The sequence below is a fragment of the Mycobacterium gordonae genome (assembly GCF_002101675.1).
Taxonomy (GTDB): domain Bacteria; phylum Actinomycetota; class Actinomycetes; order Mycobacteriales; family Mycobacteriaceae; genus Mycobacterium; species Mycobacterium gordonae.
In genome coordinates, this window is sequence record NZ_LQOY01000084.1 from 15,172 (window position 1) to 36,083 (window position 20,912).

The 20,912-nt window shown below is 65.2% G+C and carries 16 protein-coding genes and 5 pseudogenes; 7 read left to right on the forward strand and 14 right to left on the reverse strand.

Annotation, left to right across the window (positions count from 1 at the left end; translation table 11 throughout):
- Positions 1 to 358 precede the first annotated feature (358 nt).
- The 8 genes from AWC08_RS14500 to AWC08_RS14535 all read right to left on the reverse strand — a co-directional run bounded on the left by AWC08_RS14500 (position 359) and on the right by AWC08_RS14535 (position 9,943).
- Positions 359 to 1,444, reverse strand: a complete 1,086-nt coding sequence (locus tag AWC08_RS14500) for a transposase (RefSeq protein ID WP_224112852.1) — start codon at positions 1,442 to 1,444, stop codon at positions 359 to 361.
- Between the two features lie 123 nt (positions 1,445 to 1,567).
- Positions 1,568 to 2,689 (reverse strand): acyl-CoA dehydrogenase family protein, encoded by a 1,122-nt coding sequence (locus tag AWC08_RS14505; RefSeq protein ID WP_050790029.1) that lies wholly within the window; start codon positions 2,687 to 2,689, stop codon positions 1,568 to 1,570.
- Between the two features lie 247 nt (positions 2,690 to 2,936).
- A complete protein-coding gene (locus AWC08_RS14510; protein ID WP_007168454.1) occupies positions 2,937 to 4,556 on the reverse strand; it encodes a class I adenylate-forming enzyme family protein in 1,620 nt (539 codons plus the stop codon).
- 30 nt (positions 4,557 to 4,586) lie between these two features.
- The gene (locus AWC08_RS14515) at positions 4,587 to 5,480 is read right to left on the reverse strand and encodes an SDR family oxidoreductase (RefSeq protein WP_007168453.1); all 894 of its coding nucleotides are present in this window, start codon (positions 5,478 to 5,480) and stop codon (positions 4,587 to 4,589) included.
- A 66-nt stretch (positions 5,481 to 5,546) separates the two neighbouring features.
- Positions 5,547 to 6,734 carry a thiolase family protein gene (locus AWC08_RS14520; protein ID WP_007168452.1) on the reverse strand — a complete coding sequence of 396 codons (1,188 nt, stop codon included), beginning with the start codon at positions 6,732 to 6,734 and terminating at the stop codon, positions 5,547 to 5,549.
- Positions 6,689 to 7,114 (reverse strand): Zn-ribbon domain-containing OB-fold protein, encoded by a 426-nt coding sequence (locus tag AWC08_RS14525; protein ID WP_007168451.1) that lies wholly within the window; start codon positions 7,112 to 7,114, stop codon positions 6,689 to 6,691. The genes AWC08_RS14520 and AWC08_RS14525 overlap by 46 nt, the downstream gene beginning before the upstream one ends.
- Positions 7,115 to 7,320: 206 nt before the next feature.
- A complete protein-coding gene (locus tag AWC08_RS14530; protein WP_007168450.1) occupies positions 7,321 to 8,262 on the reverse strand; it encodes a R2-like ligand-binding oxidase in 942 nt (313 codons plus the stop codon).
- A 52-nt stretch (positions 8,263 to 8,314) separates the two neighbouring features.
- A complete protein-coding gene (locus AWC08_RS14535; RefSeq protein WP_007168449.1) occupies positions 8,315 to 9,943 on the reverse strand; it encodes a long-chain fatty acid--CoA ligase in 1,629 nt (542 codons plus the stop codon).
- Positions 9,944 to 10,277: 334 nt separating this feature from the next.
- Here AWC08_RS14535 and AWC08_RS38230 point away from each other — a divergent pair.
- From AWC08_RS38230 to AWC08_RS14550, 4 genes and pseudogenes are all read left to right on the forward strand, one after another.
- A pseudogene (locus tag AWC08_RS38230) lies at positions 10,278 to 10,562 on the forward strand (integrase catalytic domain-containing protein); the annotation flags it as partial.
- A 25-nt stretch (positions 10,563 to 10,587) separates the two neighbouring features.
- Positions 10,588 to 11,415, forward strand: coding sequence for an integrase catalytic domain-containing protein (locus tag AWC08_RS14540; protein WP_224112851.1), 828 nt, complete (start codon positions 10,588 to 10,590; stop codon positions 11,413 to 11,415).
- 112 nt (positions 11,416 to 11,527) lie between these two features.
- Positions 11,528 to 11,695 (forward strand): annotated as a pseudogene (locus tag AWC08_RS14545) (integrase); the annotation flags it as partial.
- 143 nt (positions 11,696 to 11,838) lie between these two features.
- Positions 11,839 to 12,237 (forward strand): annotated as a pseudogene (locus tag AWC08_RS14550) (transposase); the annotation flags it as partial.
- Positions 12,238 to 12,272: 35 nt separating this feature from the next.
- Here AWC08_RS14550 and AWC08_RS14555 read toward each other — a convergent pair.
- From AWC08_RS14555 to AWC08_RS14570, 5 genes and pseudogenes are all read right to left on the reverse strand, one after another.
- Entirely contained in the window at positions 12,273 to 12,590 is a 318-nt protein-coding gene (locus AWC08_RS14555; protein WP_075630241.1) for a transposase, read from the reverse strand.
- Complete coding sequence (locus AWC08_RS14560) at positions 12,584 to 13,015, reverse strand: DUF6262 family protein (protein WP_007168443.1); 432 nt, start codon at positions 13,013 to 13,015, stop codon at positions 12,584 to 12,586. Before AWC08_RS14560 ends, AWC08_RS14555 begins: the two co-directional genes overlap by 7 nt.
- Positions 13,005 to 14,612 (reverse strand): tyrosine-type recombinase/integrase, encoded by a 1,608-nt coding sequence (locus AWC08_RS14565; RefSeq protein WP_224112850.1) that lies wholly within the window; start codon positions 14,610 to 14,612, stop codon positions 13,005 to 13,007. Before AWC08_RS14565 ends, AWC08_RS14560 begins: the two co-directional genes overlap by 11 nt.
- Before the next feature lie 97 nt (positions 14,613 to 14,709).
- Positions 14,710 to 15,237: a hypothetical protein gene (locus tag AWC08_RS38235; RefSeq protein WP_224112849.1), complete on the reverse strand. Its 528-nt coding sequence runs from the start codon at positions 15,235 to 15,237 to the stop codon at positions 14,710 to 14,712.
- A pseudogene (locus AWC08_RS14570) lies at positions 15,234 to 15,734 on the reverse strand (tyrosine-type recombinase/integrase); the annotation flags it as partial. The pseudogene AWC08_RS14570 and the gene AWC08_RS38235, both read right to left, overlap by 4 nt.
- A 135-nt stretch (positions 15,735 to 15,869) precedes the next feature.
- On the opposite strand from AWC08_RS14570, the gene AWC08_RS14575 reads away from it, so the two are divergent.
- The 3 genes from AWC08_RS14575 to AWC08_RS14585 are packed head-to-tail and all read left to right on the forward strand — an operon-like array spanning position 15,870 to position 20,109.
- A complete protein-coding gene (locus AWC08_RS14575) occupies positions 15,870 to 17,036 on the forward strand; it encodes a tyrosine-type recombinase/integrase (protein WP_007168437.1) in 1,167 nt (388 codons plus the stop codon).
- Entirely contained in the window at positions 17,033 to 19,522 is a 2,490-nt protein-coding gene (locus AWC08_RS39055; protein ID WP_007168436.1) for a tyrosine-type recombinase/integrase, read from the forward strand. Before AWC08_RS14575 ends, AWC08_RS39055 begins: the two co-directional genes overlap by 4 nt.
- Positions 19,519 to 20,109 (forward strand): hypothetical protein, encoded by a 591-nt coding sequence (locus AWC08_RS14585; protein ID WP_101930903.1) that lies wholly within the window; start codon positions 19,519 to 19,521, stop codon positions 20,107 to 20,109. The genes AWC08_RS39055 and AWC08_RS14585 overlap by 4 nt, the downstream gene beginning before the upstream one ends.
- 117 nt (positions 20,110 to 20,226) lie before the next feature.
- On the opposite strand, the pseudogene AWC08_RS14590 reads toward AWC08_RS14585, so the two are convergent.
- Positions 20,227 to 20,805: pseudogene (locus AWC08_RS14590) on the reverse strand (tyrosine-type recombinase/integrase); the annotation flags it as partial.
- Positions 20,806 to 20,912 lie beyond the last annotated feature (107 nt).

Below are 20,912 nucleotides of genomic sequence, written 5' to 3' on the forward strand. Positions count from 1 at the left end.
CGCGGTCGGGGTCAAGGCGGAGCGCCCGCAGCGTAGCGAGGACGAACGACCTTGAGACCGACGAGGATCCGCCGCATACTTGGCCGCCGGGGAACAGGAAAAGACGGTGTGGTTCAAGTCATCTGCTGCCCTCCGGTGCATAAATGTGGGGCGAAAGACGCGCGTCGCGTGTGCCGGCGCCCAGCCTTATCTGAGTCCACGGACGATATCCGGCAACTTGATGATCGATGGGGTGCCCGACGTGCGGGCAACGAAGGCGCGGCCGCTCAATCTTTCCGGGAAGTCCACCCAACAGCGGAGTGGCGACAGGAACCACACGGGCGCTGGCCGCAGGCATCAGGTGATTAGCATCAGGTGATTAATGGGCATGGCAGGCGCGCAACGCATCATTTAAGAGGCCACCTCCTGGCGTTCGGGGACTGGCAGCGCCAGGGCGCCATCTTCGAACGCACGCAGCGGGTGATAGCATCGGCGCAGAATTTTGCGTTCCACCGCCAGGGTGGGGATTCTTGCCGTTGTGGCCGTCGCGCTTGGCTGCCAGCTTGTGGTAGTAACCGTAATCAAGGGAACGGCGCCGGCTCGCGCACTCGGCTGCCTCAAACGCCGCCCAGCGCAGCTCGGGTGAGCCCTCTCGCGACAGGTGCCCTGGTGAGCGTTTGGTATCAGAGGAGTACACGGTGACATCCAGCCCAGCAAACCGCACCAGCCGATGGGAACTGCTGAATCGGCGGACATCACCGACCTCGGACCAGATGATCGCCGCGCACAACCAACCGATGCCGTAATGGCGCTGCATTGCCTGACACCCGGCTTGGCGTCGGGCGAAGTTGACTAATTGGCTTGGCAGCGGGTCGATCTCGGTGCTTAGCTGATCGATGCGCCGTAGCGCAGTGTCAACGCACCGCCGGCCCGCCGCCGACAAGTCGACGCTGTCCAGCGCCGCGCGGCCTGCGCCGGATAACAGCGCCCGAATCGGTGGACAGCCCTGATGGAACAGCTGGACATGGATGCGCTGCTGCCAGGCCCGCCGCTCGTCCATCAACGTGTAGTACAACCGGCCCAGCGTGCGGATCTCCAGCATGTGTGCGGGTAGGATCCACGACTCGGGGAACCGGTCCTCGAACAACAGCGTACGCAGCAACCGAGTATCGGCGCGGTCGGTCTTGGCGCGCTTCTTGGGCTCCGGTAAGACGGCAATCTCGGCCGCATCCCCCAGGTGCGCGCAGATCCCAGCAGCGGCCAGCTCCTCGCACACATACCGCCACCCCGGGCAGCCCTCCAGCGCGAACTGGCCGTCCCCATCGCTGCAGTGCTCAGCCAGCCAGTTCCGCAACGCTTTCCGGGTCGCCGGACCGATCTGACCCCAGCGCAACAAGCCGTCATAATCGACGTAATCGAATGTGATCTGCTGTCGCCGCACGTCGAAACCGCCTACCATCGTCATCGGGACCTCCTCGAGCTCCTGAAAAATTCCTCTAACGCCTATATCAACGAGCGTCTGAGCTGAGGGGGTCCCCATCCACATGTCATCTTTCTCTGTTCGTGCCGACGAAGTATGTGGCGGTGTTTAGAGCCCGATGCGGTCAGCGACCTCGAGCCATTGCTCGCGTACTGAGCCCAGCAGTACCCGGTCGGCTTTCGCCCGCCGGTAGTAGAGGTGTGCGTCGTGCTCCCAGGTGAACCCGATCCCGCCGTGAATCTGCACATTCCACGATGCGGTGAAGTCAAATCCGGCCGCGGCGGTTGCCACGGCAATGGGGGCCGCCTTGGCGAGGTCAGCGCTCTCCTCCGCTGCCAGATGAGCCGCGTAGAGAGTGACTGCACGAGCACTGTCCAGTTCGATTGCCATCTCGGCGCATCGGTGCTTGATCGCCTGGAAGGAGCCGATGGGCCGATTGAACTGGTGACGCACCTTGGCGTATTCGACGGACATGGTCATAGCGCCCTCGGTGCCACCAACCATCTCCGCTGCGAGTAACGTCTTCGCGACATCTAACGCACGGCGTATGGGCGCGACGCCGTGCGCGCCAGCCAAGGGAACCGCAGAGACGGCGTCGAAGGTCAGGGTGGCCAGCGGTCGGGTGATGTCCAGGGTCTCGACGCGTGTACGGGTGAGGCCGACGGCGTTACCGTCAACGAGGTACAATGCCGGCTCAGCGGAGTCACCGGGCGGCAGAGCGAGCACCAGCAGGGTGTCCGCACTATGGCCGTCGATCACATGAATCTTGGTCCCAGACAGCGTGACGGCGTCGCCATTTGTCGCCGCTCGCATGGCTACAGCACCGAAGCCGTCAACGCAACCCGGTTCATTGATAGCAGTCGTGACTGTACGAGCGCCCGCGGCTATCTCTGGAAGCAGTTCTCTCTTCTGCTCCTGGCTGGCCGCGATCAAGATCGGCGCGACACCGAGCGCGACGGTCGCGAACAGCGGGCACGGCACGATGCCGCGTCCAAGCTCCTCGATGGCGACAGCAGCCTCGATCATCGTTGCTGCCGCACCGCCGTACTCCTCCGGTACGAGCAGACTCGGCAGCCCCAGTTCCCGACTCATGCGAGACCAAAGGTCGATGTCATATCCCGGCGCAGTTGTTACCGCCTGGCGAACCTTGGCCAGCGGTGACAGTTCGGTAACGAACTGCTGTATAGTCTGGCGGAAATCGTCCTGTTCTGGACTGAGCATGAAATCCATGACATGGCACCTCATCTTCTCTTCAAACAGTTGTTGTCGCGAAAAGAAATAGGGACGGCCTTACCGTCGCCTGGATCGACCAATCCACACACCGAAGCGCTCATCAATTCCGCGTAAGCACTGTCTCACCGGCCTTGGCATCTTCCGCCGTCCCCATCCGCTCGCTTTACGGTTCTTCTGTGGCTATGCGCCGGACACTGCTCGGAATGGCCGCCGTCGCGCTGTTAAGCCGATATTCAAGGAGCATTCATTTGTTTTCGGCCCCTTGATCGAACAGGTGATCTCGGAAGCGCTGTCGGAGTTCGTTTTTCATGACCTTGGCCATGGCGTTCTTCGGTAGCTCGTCCACTACGACCATGTGGCGCGGGCATTTGTAGTCGGCGAGGTGCTGGCGGCAGAACTGGTTGATCCGCTCCGCGGTGAGTTCGCCTTCGCCGCCGCTGAACCCGGGCTTGGGCGCGATCACCGCTAGGAGATCCTCACCGAGGTCCGAATGCGGCACCGCGATGACTGCGGCCTCGAGCACCTCGGGCATCTCGAGCAGCACGCGCTCGACCTCGATGGCGAAGATGTTGTAGCCGCCGCGCAGGATCATGTCTTTTTTGCGCTCGGTCAGATAGACGTAGCCATCGTCAGCGACATAACCCACGTCGCCGGTGTGCAACAGTCCACCGCTCCAAAGTTCCGCGGTGGGCTGCTCCCCCTTGTAGTAGCTGCGCCGAGCTATCTTCGACTTAAAGCAGATCTCGCCGACCTTGCCTGGGGGGAGTGGGTTATCGTAGTCATCAACGACGACAACCTCGCATCCTACGGGCCTGCCAACCGAGCCCGGCCGGGCAAGGATGTCATCTGGGTCGGGACCGAGGATGCAGGCCGCGCCGGCACCGGCCTCGGTGAGGCTGTAAGCGTTCAGCATCTTCGCTCCGGGCCACACCTGCCGCATTTTGCGCACGGTGTCGGGCTGGATCGGCGCCGCCCCGAAAAACACGAGCTGCAGCGAGCTGTAGTCGTGATCACCCACCGTGGGGTGCTTCATGGCCAAATTCAGCATTGTCGGCACACCCATGATCGACGTGGCGCGGTAGCGCTCGATCGCCGCGAGCAACTGCTCGGGATCAAAACGCGGCAACACGATCTGCGTGACCCCGGCACGAATGCTTAGCAGCATCAGGCCATGGCAGCCCGTGAAACCGAACAAGGGCACCGCATGAAGCAGGCTCTCGCCGAACATCGCGCCGAGAAGCTGCCCGAGGCTCGCCTGGCCGGGCTCGTCGGCGAGGTTGCCCTCGGGCACCAGCACGCCCCTGGGCATCCCGGTGGTGCCGGACGTATAGAGCAGATCCGCCGGGTCGTCGGCGCTCAGGGAAGGCTCGAGGAGCGGCACGTCCGCAGAGCCCGCGCCCACCACGTCGCCCAGGGGGGTGAATCCATCCAGCGCCTCGCTGCCGGTCACGAAGAAGTGCTCAAGTTGGAAGCTACCGGGACGGCCGCCGATCTCGACAGATTCGCCTTCGGCAAGCGCAACCAGAACCTCCCGGTGGGCGAGACCGGTGATCACCGCCACGGCGTCGCTGTGCTCAAGCACGAACAGCTTTTCCGGCGCTGCCCACCGGGTATTGAGCGGCACCGGCACGGCACCAAGTTTGTGGATGCCGAAATACACTGCATTGAAATGCATCGCTTGGTCGTTGGCGAGCAGCATCGCCACCTTGTGACCGCGGCTCACCCCAGCGGCGTGCAATTGCTGGGCGACCCGGCTGCTGGCAGCGTCGAGCTCGCGGAAAGTGGCCGCGCCGTCCTCGGCGATGACGGCGGTCTTGTCCGGTCGGTCCTCTACCGCTTGGCGCAGCAGGTCGATCACGGCCATGGCATGGTCCTCCTCAACGTACGTACGTGTTCAGCCGAGCGCTTGAAGCACGAGGCCGATCTCGTCGTTGGCCTGCGTTGGAGTCTGGTATCCCTCTCGGTCGCAGATCGCCTCAAGGTTGTCCTGGACCGCTTCGATATCGAGCGTCGGCGATGAGAAGCCCTTCGTCACACTGATGAAGATCTCGGCCACTCGCCCGCCCCCAACGGAGAAGATCCTCGACGTGAGATCGCAGGATTCATGGCAGAGATACGCGACGACCGGGGCGACCAGTGCCGGGTCCAGCTTCTTGGCGATCGGCCCGAGGAGTTCCTCGGTCATCCGGGTCCGCGCCATCGGCGCGATCGCGTTCACCTTGATGTTGTACTTCGCGCCTTCCTGGGCGAGCACCCGTGTGAAGCCGATGACCCCCATCTTCGCGGCCCCGTAGTTGGTCTGACCGAAGTTGCCGAAAATCCCGGCGGCGGAGGAGGTGTTGACGATCCGGCCGTAGCCCTGCTCGCGCATCCTGAGGAACGCCGGCTGGGTCACCCAGATGGTGCCGTAGAGATGGACATCGATCACCGGATCGAGTAGCTCCGGCGTGAGATTGTGGAAGGACTTGTCGCGCAGGATGCCCGCGTTGTTGACGACGATGTCGACCCGCCCGAAGGCGTCGAGAGCCGCCTGCACGATGGCCGCCCCACCTTCTCGGGTCGCCACGCTGTGACCATCGGCGACCGCGATACCGCCGGCGGCTTCGATCTCCTGAGCGACGGCCTCCGCCGCGGTCAGGTCCGCGCCGACGCCGGCGACGCTGCCGCCGAGATCGTTCACCAACACGCGCGCGCCGCGTGATGCAAGCAGCATCGCATGCTCCTTGCCGAGACCGTTTCCCGCCCCGGTCACGATGGCGACCCTCCCGTCGAAGCTAAGCTCAGCCACGCGATTTCCCTTCCATGCTGTCGCCCCGCAGGGCGATTTCTCTCTTATCGGATGTGTTGAATGACGTCACCGCCCGGCCTGCAGGATGTGGATGACACAGACCGAGCCCGCGCCCATCATGTGAGCAAGCCCGGTTCGAGCGCCTTCGACCTGCAGCGGGCCCGCCTCGCCCCGCAGCTGCCGTGTCACATCCCAGATCTGGGCCAGGCCGGTCGGCCCACCGGGATGACCGCGCCCGATCAGCCCGCCGTCGGTCGAGAACGGGATACGACCACCCAGGCTGGTCGCGCCCTCGGAGACGAGCTTGTCCCCCTCCCCAGCCGCGCACACCCCGAGCAGCTCGTAATACATCAGTTCCTCGATGGGGAATGCGTCGTGCACGTGGGCGAGGTCGAGGTCGGCCGGCCCGACACCGGCCTCGTCGTAGGCGGCCTTTGCCGTGGCCGCGGTGAGCTCGCCCGGACCGACGACCGCACCCATGAAAATGTGGCCGTCAACGAACTGCTCGGACTGCTGCTGGCTGGCGACCACCTTCACCAGCGGGCGTGAACCGGCCACGCGCTCTGCCGCCTCGCGGCTCGCGACGATCGCGGCCGCAGCCCCAGAGCCAGCGGCGCAGGCCATCTTCGAAGTGTGCGGGTAGGAAATCATGCGCGAGGCGAGGATCTCTTCGACGGTGACCTCATGGTCGGCCCGACGTTGCGCGTAGGGATTCAGCCGCGCATGGTTCCAATTCTTTGCCGCGATGGCGGCGAAGGTCTCGACCGTCGTGCCCACTTCGTGCATGCGACGTGTCGCCCACATGGCGAAAAACGCCGCCGGGAGGATCACCTGGCCAATGCCGGGCTTGCTGCCCCCGATAGCTCGAGTGGCGCGATTGAGGTCGTCAAACCCTAGCGCCATCGCGATATCGACGCTCCCCCCCGCCACCACCTGGACCGCCTCATGGAAGGCGCACGATCCGGTGGCCGACGCGTTCTCGACGTGGGTGATCGGGATGCCGGTAAGCCCGAGATCCTTCGCAAGGGTGACACCCGTGAGCAGACCGGCGCCGATGTAGCCGTTGTAGAGGTAGCCGACTTCATCGAAGCCGATGCCGGCGTCACCGAGCGCGTTGACACCGGCCCCGAAGCCCAAGTCGGCCGCGTTGGCGTCCGGCTGGCCGAACGGGGCCATCCCCACGCCGATCACATAGACGTCGCGGGCCATCACCGAGATGCCCCCCGTCGAGTAGGGCAAAAGCGGAACGAGCACAGCTCAGTGCCATCGGCATCGGTCATGAGGGGGTAGACCTCAAGCTGCATGGGCATGCCGATCTCCCAGTCGCCCATCTCGCCACGCAGGATGGATTGCACGCGCACGCCCTCCGGTAGGTCAACTTGGCCGACACCGTGCCCGTCGCCTGTGGAGCCGAACCGGGACTTGCCCATCCACGCCGACTCGACGTAGGTCCAGGCGTACAGTTCGCCGGTTGGTGACAGCAGGACATCCTCGACCGGGCCGCCCGTCAACGGACAGCGGCGGCGGCGGGGGAAGAAGTACTTGTCGGCAGCAGGGCTATAGGAACCGATCAACCGCGGCTGCTCATCGCCGTTGGGCATCGTGAAGTAGCCGTCCTCAAGTGGTCGACGCATCGTGTGTCGTCTCCTCCGGGTCGTGCGGTCAATGACTGGCCTCGCCGCCGCTTGGAGCGTTGCGCCATCGCGGATCTTTGAAGCGTGCCGAGATAGTGGCACCGGCGACGGCAACTAAGCTGGAGCAGTGTTGGTACTCGCAGTGCCGAATCGACTCCAGCGCAAAAATTCCGCGTTTTTACGCACTGGCGCCGATCTCGTCGAAGTCAGGCCGAACCGGCCAGCACCCTCGCGTCCTCGTCCGCGAAGGTGTCCTCCAGCTGCAGTGGCGAGTAGTCGAGGTCGATTTCCTCGGGCGGTCGCCCGCGGGCGCTGCTGATCGTGCTGAACCGGCGCATCCCCTTGTCGGTGGCATAGGTCCTCATCTCGTCGATTGACAGATTGAAGGGTATGTCGTCGCCATACAGTGCAGAACCCTCGTCGATCAGGCGCTGCCCCAGCGGAATGAGTTCGTTCATGCGCGTTTCGAACACCGTCCAATTGGTGTCGTCGGCAGCGACGTGGCGCCGGCAGGTGAAAGTGCCCCATGCCATGTGGCGTCGCTCGTCGTCGCCGATGTGCCGAATCAGCTGCTGCATGCCGGGAAGAATGCCGTGCTCCACGCAGATCTTGTGCCAGGCGTAGTAGCCGGTCAGCGCCAACATGCCCTCGATGATGTGGTTGTACGTCACCGAAGCGCGAACCTGGGCAGCCGGCGAGGGATCCACATAGAGCGTGTTGAGCGATTCGTGAAGTTCCTCGTCGAACAACTGCCGGTATGCCGGAGTTTGATCGAGGAAACTATGTAAGTCGTCGCGCACCCCGACGGCATCGAGCCACAAGCGGAACGCCTGGGTGTGTTTGGCTTCCTCGAACGCAAACTGCGTCAAGTACATCTCGTCGCCGAGCCGGCCTTCGGCCCGCATTGCGGCCATGAACGGCTGGATGTCCTGGGTGACTGCTTCCTCTCCGGCAATGAAGCCCGCGCACAATCGGGTGACGTACACGCGTTCGCGGTCGGAAAGCGCCTCCCAATCGGCGCTGTCGCGGGAGAAGTCGATATTGGCGGGGTCCCAGAGTTTGGCGATGCCGCCAGCGAACAGCCTGAGTGGCACGCTTTCCCAGTTCAGCCCGCCGGCACCCAGCGAATGGTAACGTGTGGTTGCCATGTAACCTCCTTAATTATTCGGCTGCATTGCCGGGTCTAGCGAACCTTGGTCGCTAGACGAATTCCACGATGTTGTAGTCACCGGCGGTGTAACATGCCCGAAGCACTTTCTTGTCGTATTTACCGACGCTGGTTCGCGGGATTTCGGGGACGAAGGCCCAGCGCTCCGGGATCCACCACGTAGCGACTTTGCCGTCTAAGAAGGCACGTAGCTCATCTGGCGTGATATCGGCGCCGGGTTTGACCACCACTAGAGCGAGTGGACGCTCCTGCCACTTCTCGTCGGGCACACCGATGACCGCGGCTTCATGTACCCCGGAATGGGCGATCAGCAAATTCTCCAATTCGACCGACGAAATCCACTCCCCGCCGGACTTGATGACGTCTTTGGCACGGTCGGTCAGCGTCAAGAAGCCATGCTCGTCGACGTGGCCGACATCGCCAGTGCGCAGCCACCCCTGGTCGAACTTGTCGGCGTCGTCGTCGCGAAAATAAGAGCCAGTTACCCACGGCCCGCGGGCTTGGATCTCGCCGACCGCTTCTCCGTTGCACGGCAGGGTGCGATCCTGGTCGTTGCGCAGCCGGATTTCCACGCCGCATATCGGGCGGCCCTGGGTGGCACGCAGCGCCCACTGTTGGTCTTCGTCGAGCCCAGTCGGCGGTTTGGCCACCGTGGCCAGCGGCGAGGTTTCGGTCATTCCCCACGCCTGCACGATCGGTACGCCGTGGTCGCGTTCGAAGCCGCGCATCAGTGACACCGGTACCGCCGATCCGCCGCACGCGACCAGACGCAGCGACGAGATGTCATGACCGGGCTCGCAGCCCAGGAAGTGCCGGACGTCATTCCAGATTGTGGGCACCGCACCGGCCACGGTCGGGCGGGTGTCCTCGATGATGGCCACCAGCGCTCCAGGTTGTAGCCATCGGTGCGGGAGTACCAGTTCGGCCCCCGCCATCAGCGCGGCATAGATAAGGCCCCACGCATTGGCTTGAAACATCGGCACGATAGCCAAGATGCGGTCGGCTTCAGCGATGCCCAACCCGTTGCCAGTGCAGACGGCCAGTGAATGCAGGTAGGTGGATCGGTGGCTGTAGACCACGCCCTTGGGGTTTCCGGTGGTGCCGCTGGTGTAGCACATCGCCGAGGCCGACGTCTCATCGAGTTCAGGCCAGTCGAACTCGGTGGGATGTGTCGAGATCAGGTCTTCGTACGAAACGACGGCCTTGCCGGCCGCCCGTAGCGGCTCGGGATCGCCCTCACCGACCGCAATCACCGTGTGCACCGACGATATGGCCGGCAAAGAACGCGCAAGTAGCGGCGCTAACGACATGTCGACGATGACGATGTTGTCGTCGGCGTGGTTGGCGATGTAGCCAAGCTGCTCGGCGGTAAGACGAATATTGAGCGTGTGCAACACCGCGCCCATCGACGGCACCGCACAATAGGCCTCCAAGTGTTCCTGGTTGCTCCACTGGAAGGTAGCCACACGCTGATCGCCGGTGACGCCAAGGTCATGCAGCGCATTAGCTAACTGACCGACCCGCCGGCCGACCTCGCCGTAGGTCGCGGCCCGGTAGCCCGACTCGGTCGGTGTGACGACGCGGCGGTCGGCGTGAATGGAGTTGGCATGCTTGACGATCGATGTCACAGAAAGCGGAACGTCTTGCATAGTGCTTTGCATAGCGTGGATCCCTTGCCCGTCATTCCCGGATACTGACGGCCGTCGACCGGGCAACTGGCTGCTCCCGAATACCCCGGACAGACGGTATTACCAATCTTTTACAAAGATCGACCAATTGTCAATAGTCCGGCGTGCCTCACTGAGTTTGAGCGCGTGGCCGGCGGTGGTGCCTCACCTATTTTGAGCGCGTGGCCCGGAAGGCCTGCCCGATGTGGAAGGCAAGATCGACATGGCTGCGAGGCGGCAGGTAGCGAACAAACTGCGAGGTCAGTACCGCAAGGCGTTGAAGGCGGACAAGAGCAAGATTTTGGATCGGGTGGTGTCCACCACGGGGATGGGCCGCTCGACGGCTCGGCGGATGCTGACCGGCCCGAGGCTGCCGGACCCGGCCGAGCAGGTTGACAGGCGTACGTTGCGGCCGCGGGGCTTCAGCGACGACGCCAGGGCACTGCTGGAGTATGTGTGGGCCTTGATGGGCATGCCGTGCGGCAAGTACCTGGTGGTCATGGTGGGTCTGTGGCTGCCGCTGCTGGCTGAATCCGGTGATCTTGACAGGCCGTTCGCCACCGAGGCGGCATCAGCGGAGCTGAAGGCGATGAGCGCGGCCACCCTGGACCGCTACCTGAAACCGGCCCTGGGACAGGATGCGCATCAAGGGCATCTCGACGACCAAACCGTCGCCGCTGCTGCGTAACTCGATCGCCATCCGTACCTGCGCCGATGAGGCACCTGAGGCCCCGAGGGTGATCGAGGCCGATACCGTGGCGCACTGCGGCCCGACATTGATCGGCGAGTTCGCCCGCACGCTGACGATGACCGACCTGGTGATCGGCTGGACCGAGAACTTCTCGATCCGCAACAACGCCTCGAAGTGGATCACGGCCGGCATCGACGAGCTGCAACAGCGGTTCCCGTTCGATCTGGTGATTTTCGCTTTGGACTGCGGCGGTGAGTTCATCAATCACGAGGTCGCCGCCTGGCTGCAGACCCGCGACATCGCCCAGACCCACTCGCGGCCGTACCAGAAGAACGACCAAGCGCACGTGGAGTCAAAAAACAACCACGTGGTGCGCAAACACGCGTTCTACTGGCGCTACGACACCTCCGAGGAGCTGGAGCTGCTCAACCGGCTGTGGAAGCTGGTGTCGCTGCGGTGCAACTTCTTCACCCCGACGAAAAAGCCCATCGGCTACAGCACCACCGCGGCCAGTCGCCGCACGCGCATCTACGACACGCCGGCCACGCCGTGGCAACGTCTGCAGGAATCGGGAATACTTGATGCGCAACAGCTTTCGCATGTGTCCGCCCGAATCGAGGGCATCAACCCGGCCGATTTGACCCGGCAGATCAACACCATCCAAATGCAGCTACTGGACCTGGCCAAGACCAAGACCGACGCCCTTGCCGCCGCCCGCCACATCGACCTGGAAGCATTGCAACCGTCAATCGACCGATTGGCCAAGGCGAAGTAGTGCAAGCCCCCACGCGCTCACCATGCGTGAGGCACCAGCCCACGCTTCGCGCTCACTTTTTGGTGAGGCACCTCGATCGCCACCACCATGCCCTTCCCGATCCTGGGCTTTCGATAACGGCAGCGAGTTCATCAACCACCACCTGCTGGCTTGGTGCGAGCGGCGCCAGATCACCTTCACCCGCTCGCGGCCCGGAAACAAAAACGACGGCTGCCACGTCGAGCAGAAGAACTGGGCGATCGTGCGCACCGTGGTCGGCTACCACCGTTACGACACAAAGGCACTGTTGCTCAACAAGATCTGGTCCCTGCAATCGAAACTGAGGATGGGGACTGTCTGAACAGCGGTGGATCTGACCTTGGTCTGACACGCCGAGCGTGAGCTTGGCGGGAAGGACTGATGATGTCCGAAACACTCGAGCCCATGGCTACCGAGGTGGATCAAAAGCAGCTCGCTGAACAACTATTGGCCCAGGCCAAGGAGCAGGGCGTGGAGCTGGTCGGCCCGAACGGGCTACTCAACCAGATCACCAAGAATGTATTGGAGACCGCGCTGGACGCAGAGATGGCCGAGCACCTCGGCTATGACAAGCACGACCCGGTCGGACGTGGCAGCGGCAACGCCCGCAACGGCACCCGGGCCAAGACGGTGTTCACCGAGATCGGACCGGTCGAGATCGAGGTGCCGCGCGATACCAACAGCTCGTTCGATCCGCAGATCGTCAAGAAGCGCCAACGTCGGCTGACCGGCATCGACGAGATCGTGTTGTCGTTGACCGCTAAAGGATTAACGACCGGCGAAGTGGCCGCGCACTTCGCCGACGGGTCCATCCGGAATTCGGTGTAAGTGGCGTTTCCCTATCCTCGGTTGAGGTCGGGCATTCTGTTGGCGAATGTTACTGCGAACGCGTTCAAAGCGGGCTTCCAGCGGACCGCCCAGCGTTGCTGGCCGGTGCCCTTGGGATCGAGGGAGCGAGTCACCATATACAGGCACTTCAGCGCCGCGGCCTCCGAGGGGAAATGGCCGCGAGCCTTGATCGCCCGTCGGTAGCGGGCGTTGAGTGACTCGATTGTTATCTGGAGTTCTGGCCGCGGTAGCTGTTGTGACCTGCAGGTTTGTGTCGTGGAGGGTGTCCATGACGCGGTTGGAGATGGATATCGCTTGGCGGTTAGCACGGCCCGATTGTTACCGAATCGCGATGCGTCGGTTCATGATGTCGGCCGGTGTCGTCGCGGAGTTGGCCAAGGGCGCACGCCAGTTGGCGGCGTAGCCGCCGGTTCTCGTCGGCGAGTTCGCGGTTGCGGCGGTTGGCGATTTCGAGGCGCTGCCGCGGGGAGTCGTCGCTGGCGCGTTGTCGGGCGGGTAACGGTGTGCTTGGCTCGGGTCGGTGTTGGGTGCGGAGCCGGCGGATCTCGTCTTTGAGGTCGGTTTGGGTGTAGATCCACGAGCGGGAGACACCGGCGTGGCGGGCGACGGATTCGAAGGTGAGCAGGGCGCCGGTCCGGTCGAGTTCGTGCATCGCAGCGATGGCCTTGGCGCGGGTGTGTTCGTGCCGCTGCTGGGCGGCGTGGATGAGGTGGATGCTGTTGTCAGCCGGCATGTTTGGCCTTCCCTGGTTGTGGATCGTTGAGGGCGGTGATGATGTTGTCCAGGTTGTGCAGGATTTGGTGGTTCATCTCGGCCAGACGTTGTTGTCCGCGGGCTTGGGCGGCGGTGATCAGCTGCAGGCTCTGTTGCCGCTGCTGGTGGTGCTGGGGCAGGAACTCGGCGGTGGTGAGGAACATCGGACAGGTCAGACAGGCGTTGGCGTGCGGGCAGCTCTGCTGCACCGGCAGTCCGCAGTAGCCGTTGGGTAGGGCCTGGGTGGCTCGGCCGAGGCGCTGTTTGGCCCAGGCGGCCGCGGCGATCGGACCGGACGGGTCGAAAATGATTGTGGTGCGGTGGATGTCGACCTTGCGGGCCGCCTCCCACTGGCGGCGCACGGTGGTGTCGTGCAGGCGGGCGTAATGCCCGGTCATCTGCGCGGAGTCGTGGTCCAGGATGCGTCGCACGACCTCTTGTGGGACGTCGCGGTTGATCAGCCGGGTGCCCAGGGTGTGGCGCCACTGGTGCGGGGTTAGGTGCACCGGCTGGCCGTGCTCGTCACGGATGTCGCAGACGGACAGCCAGCGCAACAGCGCCATCCGGTAGGTGGGGCTGGCGATCGGGTGGGTGCCGTCAATGTTCTTCGTCGGCCGTGGGAACAACACCGGCGTGCCTGCCGGCCAACGCTGGGCGGTGCGGTTGCGATGTTCGGCGGTGAGCTCGCGCAACTGCACGTCGATGGGCACCAACGCGTCGCGTTTCATCTTGTGGTTGAGGTAGCGCAGATACGGAGCACCTTCGGCGTCGGCGACCACACAATCGCGGCGCAGCCGTAGCGCATCGGTGATCCGTAGCCCGCAACGCATCAAGATGATCGTGATCAACCGGTGGGCAGGATCGGTGAATCGGGCGAGGTTGTCGGGATCCTCGAGCTGAGCCATGACCTGTTCGGCCAGTGCCCGAGGCAACCGTTCGTCGCGTTTCGGGTAGTCCTCGGCGAAGAACATCGCGTCTGCGGGAAGGTCTGTGTCCCAACGGTGTTGGCGAACGGCGGCGAAGAACCGGTTGAGCAGCCCGATATGGGTCCCGCGACGTTGGGCACCGATGGAGTCGCCGCGCAGGTTGGCCAGATAGCGCTCCAGCACCGGCCGGTCGATCCGGTCGATGCTCTCGACGCCGATGTCGGCGAGGAACCCGGCGAAGCGGGTGAGCACAACGACCGGCCTGCCGCCGCCGGCTTCCAGGCCCAATCCGGTCGACAGCCGCCACCGGGCCCACCGCTTGGCCAGATCCCGCAGCCACGGCTGCGGAATACCGCCGAACCGCAGCGTGCGGTCTCCGTCGTAGCCGAGCCGGCGCATGCGCCAGACATCGCGCGGGTATTCGGCGTCCCAGCCGCCGGCTTCGGCCAGGTCGGCGATCACCCGGGATGCGTAGCTGAGGAACCCACGGGAGCGAGTGTCATTGATCGTCGACCGAGCCCAGTCGTGCCAGATGTCCTCGTCGTGGTTGAGCAGGGAGCCCACGCCTATTGCGGCCAGTGCCTTCACGACGCGCATGACCACGTCCGGGGTCAGCTTGCCCTGCCGATCGTCGTGACGGCGTTGCAGCACGTACTGCAGTTCCAGCTTCAGCTGACCGGTCAGCCGGTCGAGCCGGATCTGCTCGCTGGCCAGCGGGGTTTCGGCGGCGAAGCGGTCGGCGAACTCGTCAATGTCGGGTCTGCCGTTGACCCTTCCAGGTATTGGTGTGGGTTTGGCAGAACGCAGACGTGCCCTGCGGCCAGAGCTCGCAATGCGGGATGCGGCAGGTCGCGCCCGGCGCTGGCTGCTTGAACGGCTGTGGTTCGGCCAGCCATCCCGCCAGGCTGGGGCGCCCGGCTCGTTCCCATCGTTGCGCGTGCAGCCCGCACATGCCGCCACGGGCAGAGCCGTAACCGCAACCGGGCACCCGGCAGCGCTGGTTGGGTTGTCGCCGCCGCCACCGCGGATCGGTCGACACGGCGAACCGCTCCAGCGACGGACGCCCCTCTTCATGCCACCGTTGCCGATGTCCTTCACACAGGCCGCGTCCACGGGCGGTTCGCTCGCACCCCTCAACCCGGCACTCGGCTCCACCAAACACCGGATCCTCGGGCCCGAATTCCAGTACATTGCTGCGGAATTCGTTGCGGACCTCGGCCATCAGCTTGCCCAGCAGCCCCGACGGGCCGGCAGGCTTGAGCGACGGCGCCCTCACAGCCGCACCTGCCCATCGGTGAACCAACCGGCCTGTTCCATGACCCGCCGAGCGTCCTCCACGGTGAGGTGCCCATACGTCGTGGTCGTCGTCGCCACGTGCGCATGTCCGAGCAGATGCGCGACCACCTCGATGCTGACTCCGTCGCGCAGCAGCCGGGTTGCGGCCGTGTGTCGCAGCCAGTGCGGGTCGAAGTCGATCCCGGTCCGCCGGCGCAGCCGCCGCACCAGGTCATAGACCGCGGCGTAGGTCAGCGGATGCCCCTGCGGACGGCCCCACAGGTTGACGAACACATAGTCGCTGTCCAGATCGCCGTACTCAGTGTGAAGGTAGTCGGCGAACAATCGGATCAACGCGCTGCTGACCGGGATCGTGCGGACGGTCTGTGACTTGGCGCGCGCGCCATTGGCGTTGTCGCGTCGCCGCACCGTTACTTCATGCTCAGCGGAGGCGATGTCGTTGTGCCGCAAACCAAGTACCTCGCCGATCCGCATCCCTTCTCCGGGGTTTCCTGACCTGTTGCGGGACGTTGCTCGATCTACATGATCGGGCGGGTTGCTCGGCGTTTCTCCGGGGGTGTGGTGCTCGTGGCTGGTAGTTGTTTGTGACTGTCGGCCCGAAAGTGAGAGCCCATGCGAGTATTCCCGGTGAGTTTGCCGTCCGGGCAACGGTATTGGACGGTGCTGGATGAGGACCTGCAGGTGGTTGATGTCGCCGATGCGTATCTGCGGCATCTGCGGTTCGGCCACGACGCGGCCGAGTCCACGACGAAGGCGTATGCGCATTCGATCGCGTTGTTCCTGCGCTGGTGTGCCCGGTCGGGCCGGTCCTGGCAGGCCGGTGTGGAGGGTTTCGCGTTGTTCATGACGTGGCTGGCTCACGCCCGGTCATCGGTCGATGACGCCGCGAGCGTGGTGGTGGCCGGACCTGGCGCTGCTGCGGTGCGGGGCCCGTCGCGGATCAACGGGGTGCTGACCGCGGTGCGGGGCATGGTGGTGCACGCGGTGGCGACCGGCCACGGCGCGGCGGGGCTGGTGTCGATGCTGTATGAGGTCGCCGATGACCGGGACCTGCCGGCGGAGGCCCGCGGCGAGGACGGGCGGATGGCGTGGCGGATGCGGGCCCGGCATCGGCTGCGGGAACCGGAGACGACGATCGATCGGGCCAGCGACGAGCAGATCGTCGCGCTGCTGCGGGCGTGCCGGTCGGCGCGGGACCGATTGATCGTGTTGTTGATGGCGCGGGGCGGGTTGCGCCGCGGGGAGGTGTGCGGGCTGCGGCGCAGCGATGTGCACCTGCTGGTGGACTCGCGGCGGCTGGGCTGCGATGTCGAGCGCGCGCATCTGCATGTGGTGCGCCGAGACGACAACCCGAACCAGGCCTGGGCCAAGTCGCGGCGGGAGCGGGTGGTGCCGCTGGATTTCCTTGTGGTGCAACTGTTCGACGTCTACGAGTTCGAACGCATGCGTGTCACCGGCGCCGCCGACAGTGACTTCGTGTTCGTTAACCTGTTCCGCGGCAGGATCGGTGCGCCGATGCGGCCGGATGCGATCGGCGAGTTGATGGCCGCGGCGTCCCGGCGGGCCGGACTCGACGTCGCGGTGCGGCCCCACCAGTTGCGACATGCCTTCGGCAGCAACGTTGTTGATGCCGGGGCCGGGATCGATGTGGTCGCCGACCTGATGGGCCACGCCGCGGTGTCCTCGTCGCAGGTTTACCTGCATCCGGACTCCTCCCGGCTGCGGGCCGCCGTGGATGCGGTGCCCAGTCCCCGCGAGCAGGCCCAGGTGACCCGGTGACCGCCGTGGGGCTGGCTGAAAGAATCGCGGTCGAGCAGGACTGCGGCGAGTCCCCGCACGTGTTGGACGGGGTCGTGGTGATCGGCACGGCCGCGCGGCTGGCGAGGATGCTCGACCGCAGGTTCTTGGACGAGGCGGGGTGGGATCCGCGGACCAGGGTGTTGTCGTTGCTCGCGGAGCATCGATTGTTGGGCCGGACGGTGTGCCGGGCCGAGGGATGCCAGAACACCGTGCAATCCGGTCTCACGGTGTGTCATCGGTGCTGCACGCGCCTGACTCGGCGGGGAATGAACACGGCCGAGATCGCCGCTGCCGCATGCCTGCCCGCCGAACCCGCGTCCGCGACGCGGTGCGCGGTGCCGGGATGCCGGTGTGTGCCGACGGTGCGGCACGCGGTGTTGTGCGAGCCGCACGCCAAGAAGTTCCGCCTGCGGCGACCGCCGGTGTCGATGCAGCAGTTCCTGGCCGACCCGCGAGTGCGGCCGTTGCCGCCGATGCCCGCGTGCGCGGTGGCCGCGTGCACCCGGCCCGCCGACAGCGCGCGCGGCTACTGCAACACCCACTACCAGCGCTGGCGTAGCGCGCTCGGTACCAACCCTGAGTTCGATTCGCATCGGTGGCAAGCCCAGGAATCGGGTGTGGCCGAGTGCGGGCGGGTGAACCTGCGCGCGCTGCCGGTGCTGGTGGTGGTCGAGGTGCTGTTCGGCGTTCAGCAGCGCGTCCGGGGCGGGGCGAAGATCACCGAGGTAGAGCTGCGGGTGCTCTGCGACGGGCTGCGCCGGCGACAGGCCGCCTCGATCACCACCGACCGGGCCGAGATCACCCGCAACAAGTCCGTGCGGTCGCTGCGGAGCGCCCTGACCCAGCACGTCCGGCGGGCTCTGGCCGATCCCGGCAGCGAACAGGCAAAGGACACATGGGATCTCGCGGTCTTCGGCCATCGCGGGTCTTTGTCGTTCACCGGGATCGGCCAGGCCTGGCTGGCCCAGTCCGTCAAGCGGTGGGCAGCAGAACAACTCCCGCGCCACCGAGGTCGCGGCGCCGCGAGAGTGCGCGGCAAGATCAACGCGCTGCGGCTGCTGTCGGAGTTCCTCGGCCGCAGACCCGATGGTGGACTCGTCGCTTCGGCGTTGGGCCGCAGCGACATCGAGGATTTCCTCAACCGACTCGCTTATCTGGAGTCCGTCGGCGAGATCAGCCGATACCGGCGCAACGGCATCTGCCGTGACATGCGCGAGGTGCTGGCCGGGATCCGCGCCCTCGGCCTGACCCGGCCGGGGCAGACAGCCGCCGGACTGGCCGGCGATTTCGCCATCGAGCGCGGCGATATCCCCGCCGAACCCGAACGCGGCGAACCCGGCCGCGACCTGCCACCGGAGGTCCTGGCCATCCTGTGCGCCCACCTCGATGCCCTCGAACCCGTCGAGGTGCGGGTCGCCACCCAGATCGGCATCGACACCGGGCGCCGGCCCGAGGACATTCTCGCCTTGCCGTTGAACTGCCTGCACCGCGACAAGGACGGATCGGCGGTGCTGGTTTACGACAACGCCAAGGCCAACCGTCTCGGACGGCGTGTGCCGATCGGCGAAGCTACCGCGAAAGTCATTGCCGCTCAGCAGGACCGGGTGCGGGCGATGTTTCCTCACACCCCGCCCGCAGAACTGACACTGCTGCCCACACCACGCCGCAACCCCGAGGGGCGAAAGCCGATCAGCATCGATACGCTCGACAACCGGCACCGCGAGTGGATCTCGACCCTGCCCGTGTTGCGCACCCGCGACGGGGTCGAGGTCGACAAGACCAAGGTCACGCCCTATGCCTATCGGCATTGTTATGCCCAACGTCACGCGGATGCCGGGGTGCCGATCGACGTTCTGGCCGAATTGCTCGATCACCGTAGCTATTCCATGACCCGGCGCTACTACCGCATCGGCGAGGACCGTCGCCGCGACGCCGTCGACACCGTCACCGCGCTCAGTTTCGACCGGCACGGCAACCGGATCTGGCGTGACGCGCGCATGCTGCTGGAATCCGAACGCGCCCGCCACGCCGTCGGCGAGGTCGCCGTCCCCTACGGCACCTGCACCGAACCCACCAACGTCAAGGCCGGCGGCGGGGCCTGCCCGGTCCGGTTCCGCTGCGTGGGCTGCGATCACTTCCGCACCAACATCGCGTTCCTGCCCGACCTGCAGGCCTACCTCGATGATCTGCTACGCACCCGGGAACGGCTGGCCGCCACCATCGACGGGGTCGATGACTGGGCCCGCGCCGATGCCACCCCCACCGACGAGGAGATCACCCGCATCCGGCGGCTGATCAACCGCATCAAAGCAGACGTCGCCGACCTCAACGAGACCGAGCAAGCCCGCATCGACGACGCGATCGCTATCGTGCGCCGTCACCGCGCGGCCCACACCGTCCCGCTGGGCATGCCCAGCCTCACCCCACCCGCACCGACAACCATCGCCTCGGAGGCCACCGCATGACCACCACCGCTACCACGTCGAATCACACACCCGCACAATCCGTCTCGTCGACAACACGCACCCGATCGATGCTTGACGGCCGGCGCGACGACTCGATGCGCCGACGCCGGCGCGTGCTGGCCGCGATCGACCAAGCCGCCGCCGCCGGCGACCGGCTCAGCGCCACCGCGATCGCCCGCGCCGCCGCCGTTGACCGCACATTCCTCTACCGACACCCCGACCTGCTCGAGAAAATCCATGCGCTGCAAGCAGATCCAGTCCCGAGTGAGCACACCGGCCCTGGGGTCACCCGAGCCTCACTGCAGGCCGATCTGCTCGCTGCCCACGAACGCGCCGCCCGGCTCGGCGCGCGCATCCAGCAGCTGGAGAAGCGGCTGTCCGAAGCGCTCGGTGAACAGACGTGGCGCGAGTCCGGGCTCGGCGCCCGCACCGATATCGACGCCCTCCACCAGCGCATCAGCCAGCTCGAGCAGCACAACCTCGACCTTAAGCAACAACTCGACGAACGCGAGGAAGACCTCGCCGCAGCCCGGGCGGCCAACCGCGAACTCATGGCCCGACTCAACACACCAACCCGGCTGCGATGACACGCGCGAGTCTGCTTGCACCACACCTGTTGCGGTGGATAGCATCTCCGACATCAGCTTCTGAGCTGCACAAACTCAGAGAATCACGCTGGCGCACGGGGGCCGAGCCCTGGAGAACATCCCGGTGTCGTAGAGCACGGCGAAGAGCAATCGGTCCCGCAACCGGCCGCAGCCGTCCAGGATCGCCTGCACCTCGTCCGGCGACAGCACCCGCGGCAGCTTCTTCGGCGTCTTCAACGCGATCACCCGCCTCGACCTCGGCGTGCCCTTGCTGATGTGGTGCAGGAACGGCTTCCAACCGCCGCGCGCGCCGCCGACCTGCCACGAGGTCAGCAGCTCACCGACATCCACCCCATCTCGTGCAGCGTGGGTGTAAAACGCCCCGACGGCCGAAAGTTTGCGGTTTACAGTCGATTCCGTGCAATGATGCGGCACCGACGGCAACACCGCGACCTGCCCATGCCGGGCCTGCAGCGGAAGCCGCAGCCAGGCCACGAACTCACCGAGATCGTCGAGCCGAACGCCCCGCCAGTCCAGACCACGCTCGGCGAGAAAACCGAACCAGTCCTTGAGATCGTGCGCGTATGCCTTGACCGTGTTCGGTGATCGCTCGATGTCGGTCAGATACGCCAGATACCGGTCGACCGGCGCTACCGGAGCATCGTCGTCGCCGAGAACGGTCCACGACTCACGCAACGAGACCGGCGAGATAACTCGTGCAATCTGAGTTGCGTCCAGCAGAGTGGTGTACGAGCCGGTGATGACCGGCGTGTCGTAGCCGGATGAATGAAGGTCATCGCGTG

Coding starts and splice junctions, on each gene's coding strand:
- AWC08_RS14500 (WP_224112852.1), bottom strand. CDS start 1,444: ATGACGATGGTAGGCGGTTTCGACGTGCGGCGACAGCAGATCACATTC.
- AWC08_RS14505 (WP_050790029.1), bottom strand. CDS start 2,689: ATGGATTTCATGCTCAGTCCAGAACAGGACGATTTCCGCCAGACTATA.
- AWC08_RS14510 (WP_007168454.1), bottom strand. CDS start 4,556: ATGGCCGTGATCGACCTGCTGCGCCAAGCGGTAGAGGACCGACCGGAC.
- AWC08_RS14525 (WP_007168451.1), bottom strand. CDS start 7,114: ATGCGTCGACCACTTGAGGACGGCTACTTCACGATGCCCAACGGCGAT.
- AWC08_RS14530 (WP_007168450.1), bottom strand. CDS start 8,262: ATGGCAACCACACGTTACCATTCGCTGGGTGCCGGCGGGCTGAACTGG.
- AWC08_RS14535 (WP_007168449.1), bottom strand. CDS start 9,943: ATGCAAAGCACTATGCAAGACGTTCCGCTTTCTGTGACATCGATCGTC.
- AWC08_RS14540 (WP_224112851.1), top strand. CDS start 10,588: ATGCGCATCAAGGGCATCTCGACGACCAAACCGTCGCCGCTGCTGCGT.
- AWC08_RS14560 (WP_007168443.1), bottom strand. CDS start 13,015: ATGCCGGCTGACAACAGCATCCACCTCATCCACGCCGCCCAGCAGCGG.
- AWC08_RS14575 (WP_007168437.1), top strand. CDS start 15,870: ATGCGAGTATTCCCGGTGAGTTTGCCGTCCGGGCAACGGTATTGGACG.
- AWC08_RS14585 (WP_101930903.1), top strand. CDS start 19,519: ATGACCACCACCGCTACCACGTCGAATCACACACCCGCACAATCCGTC.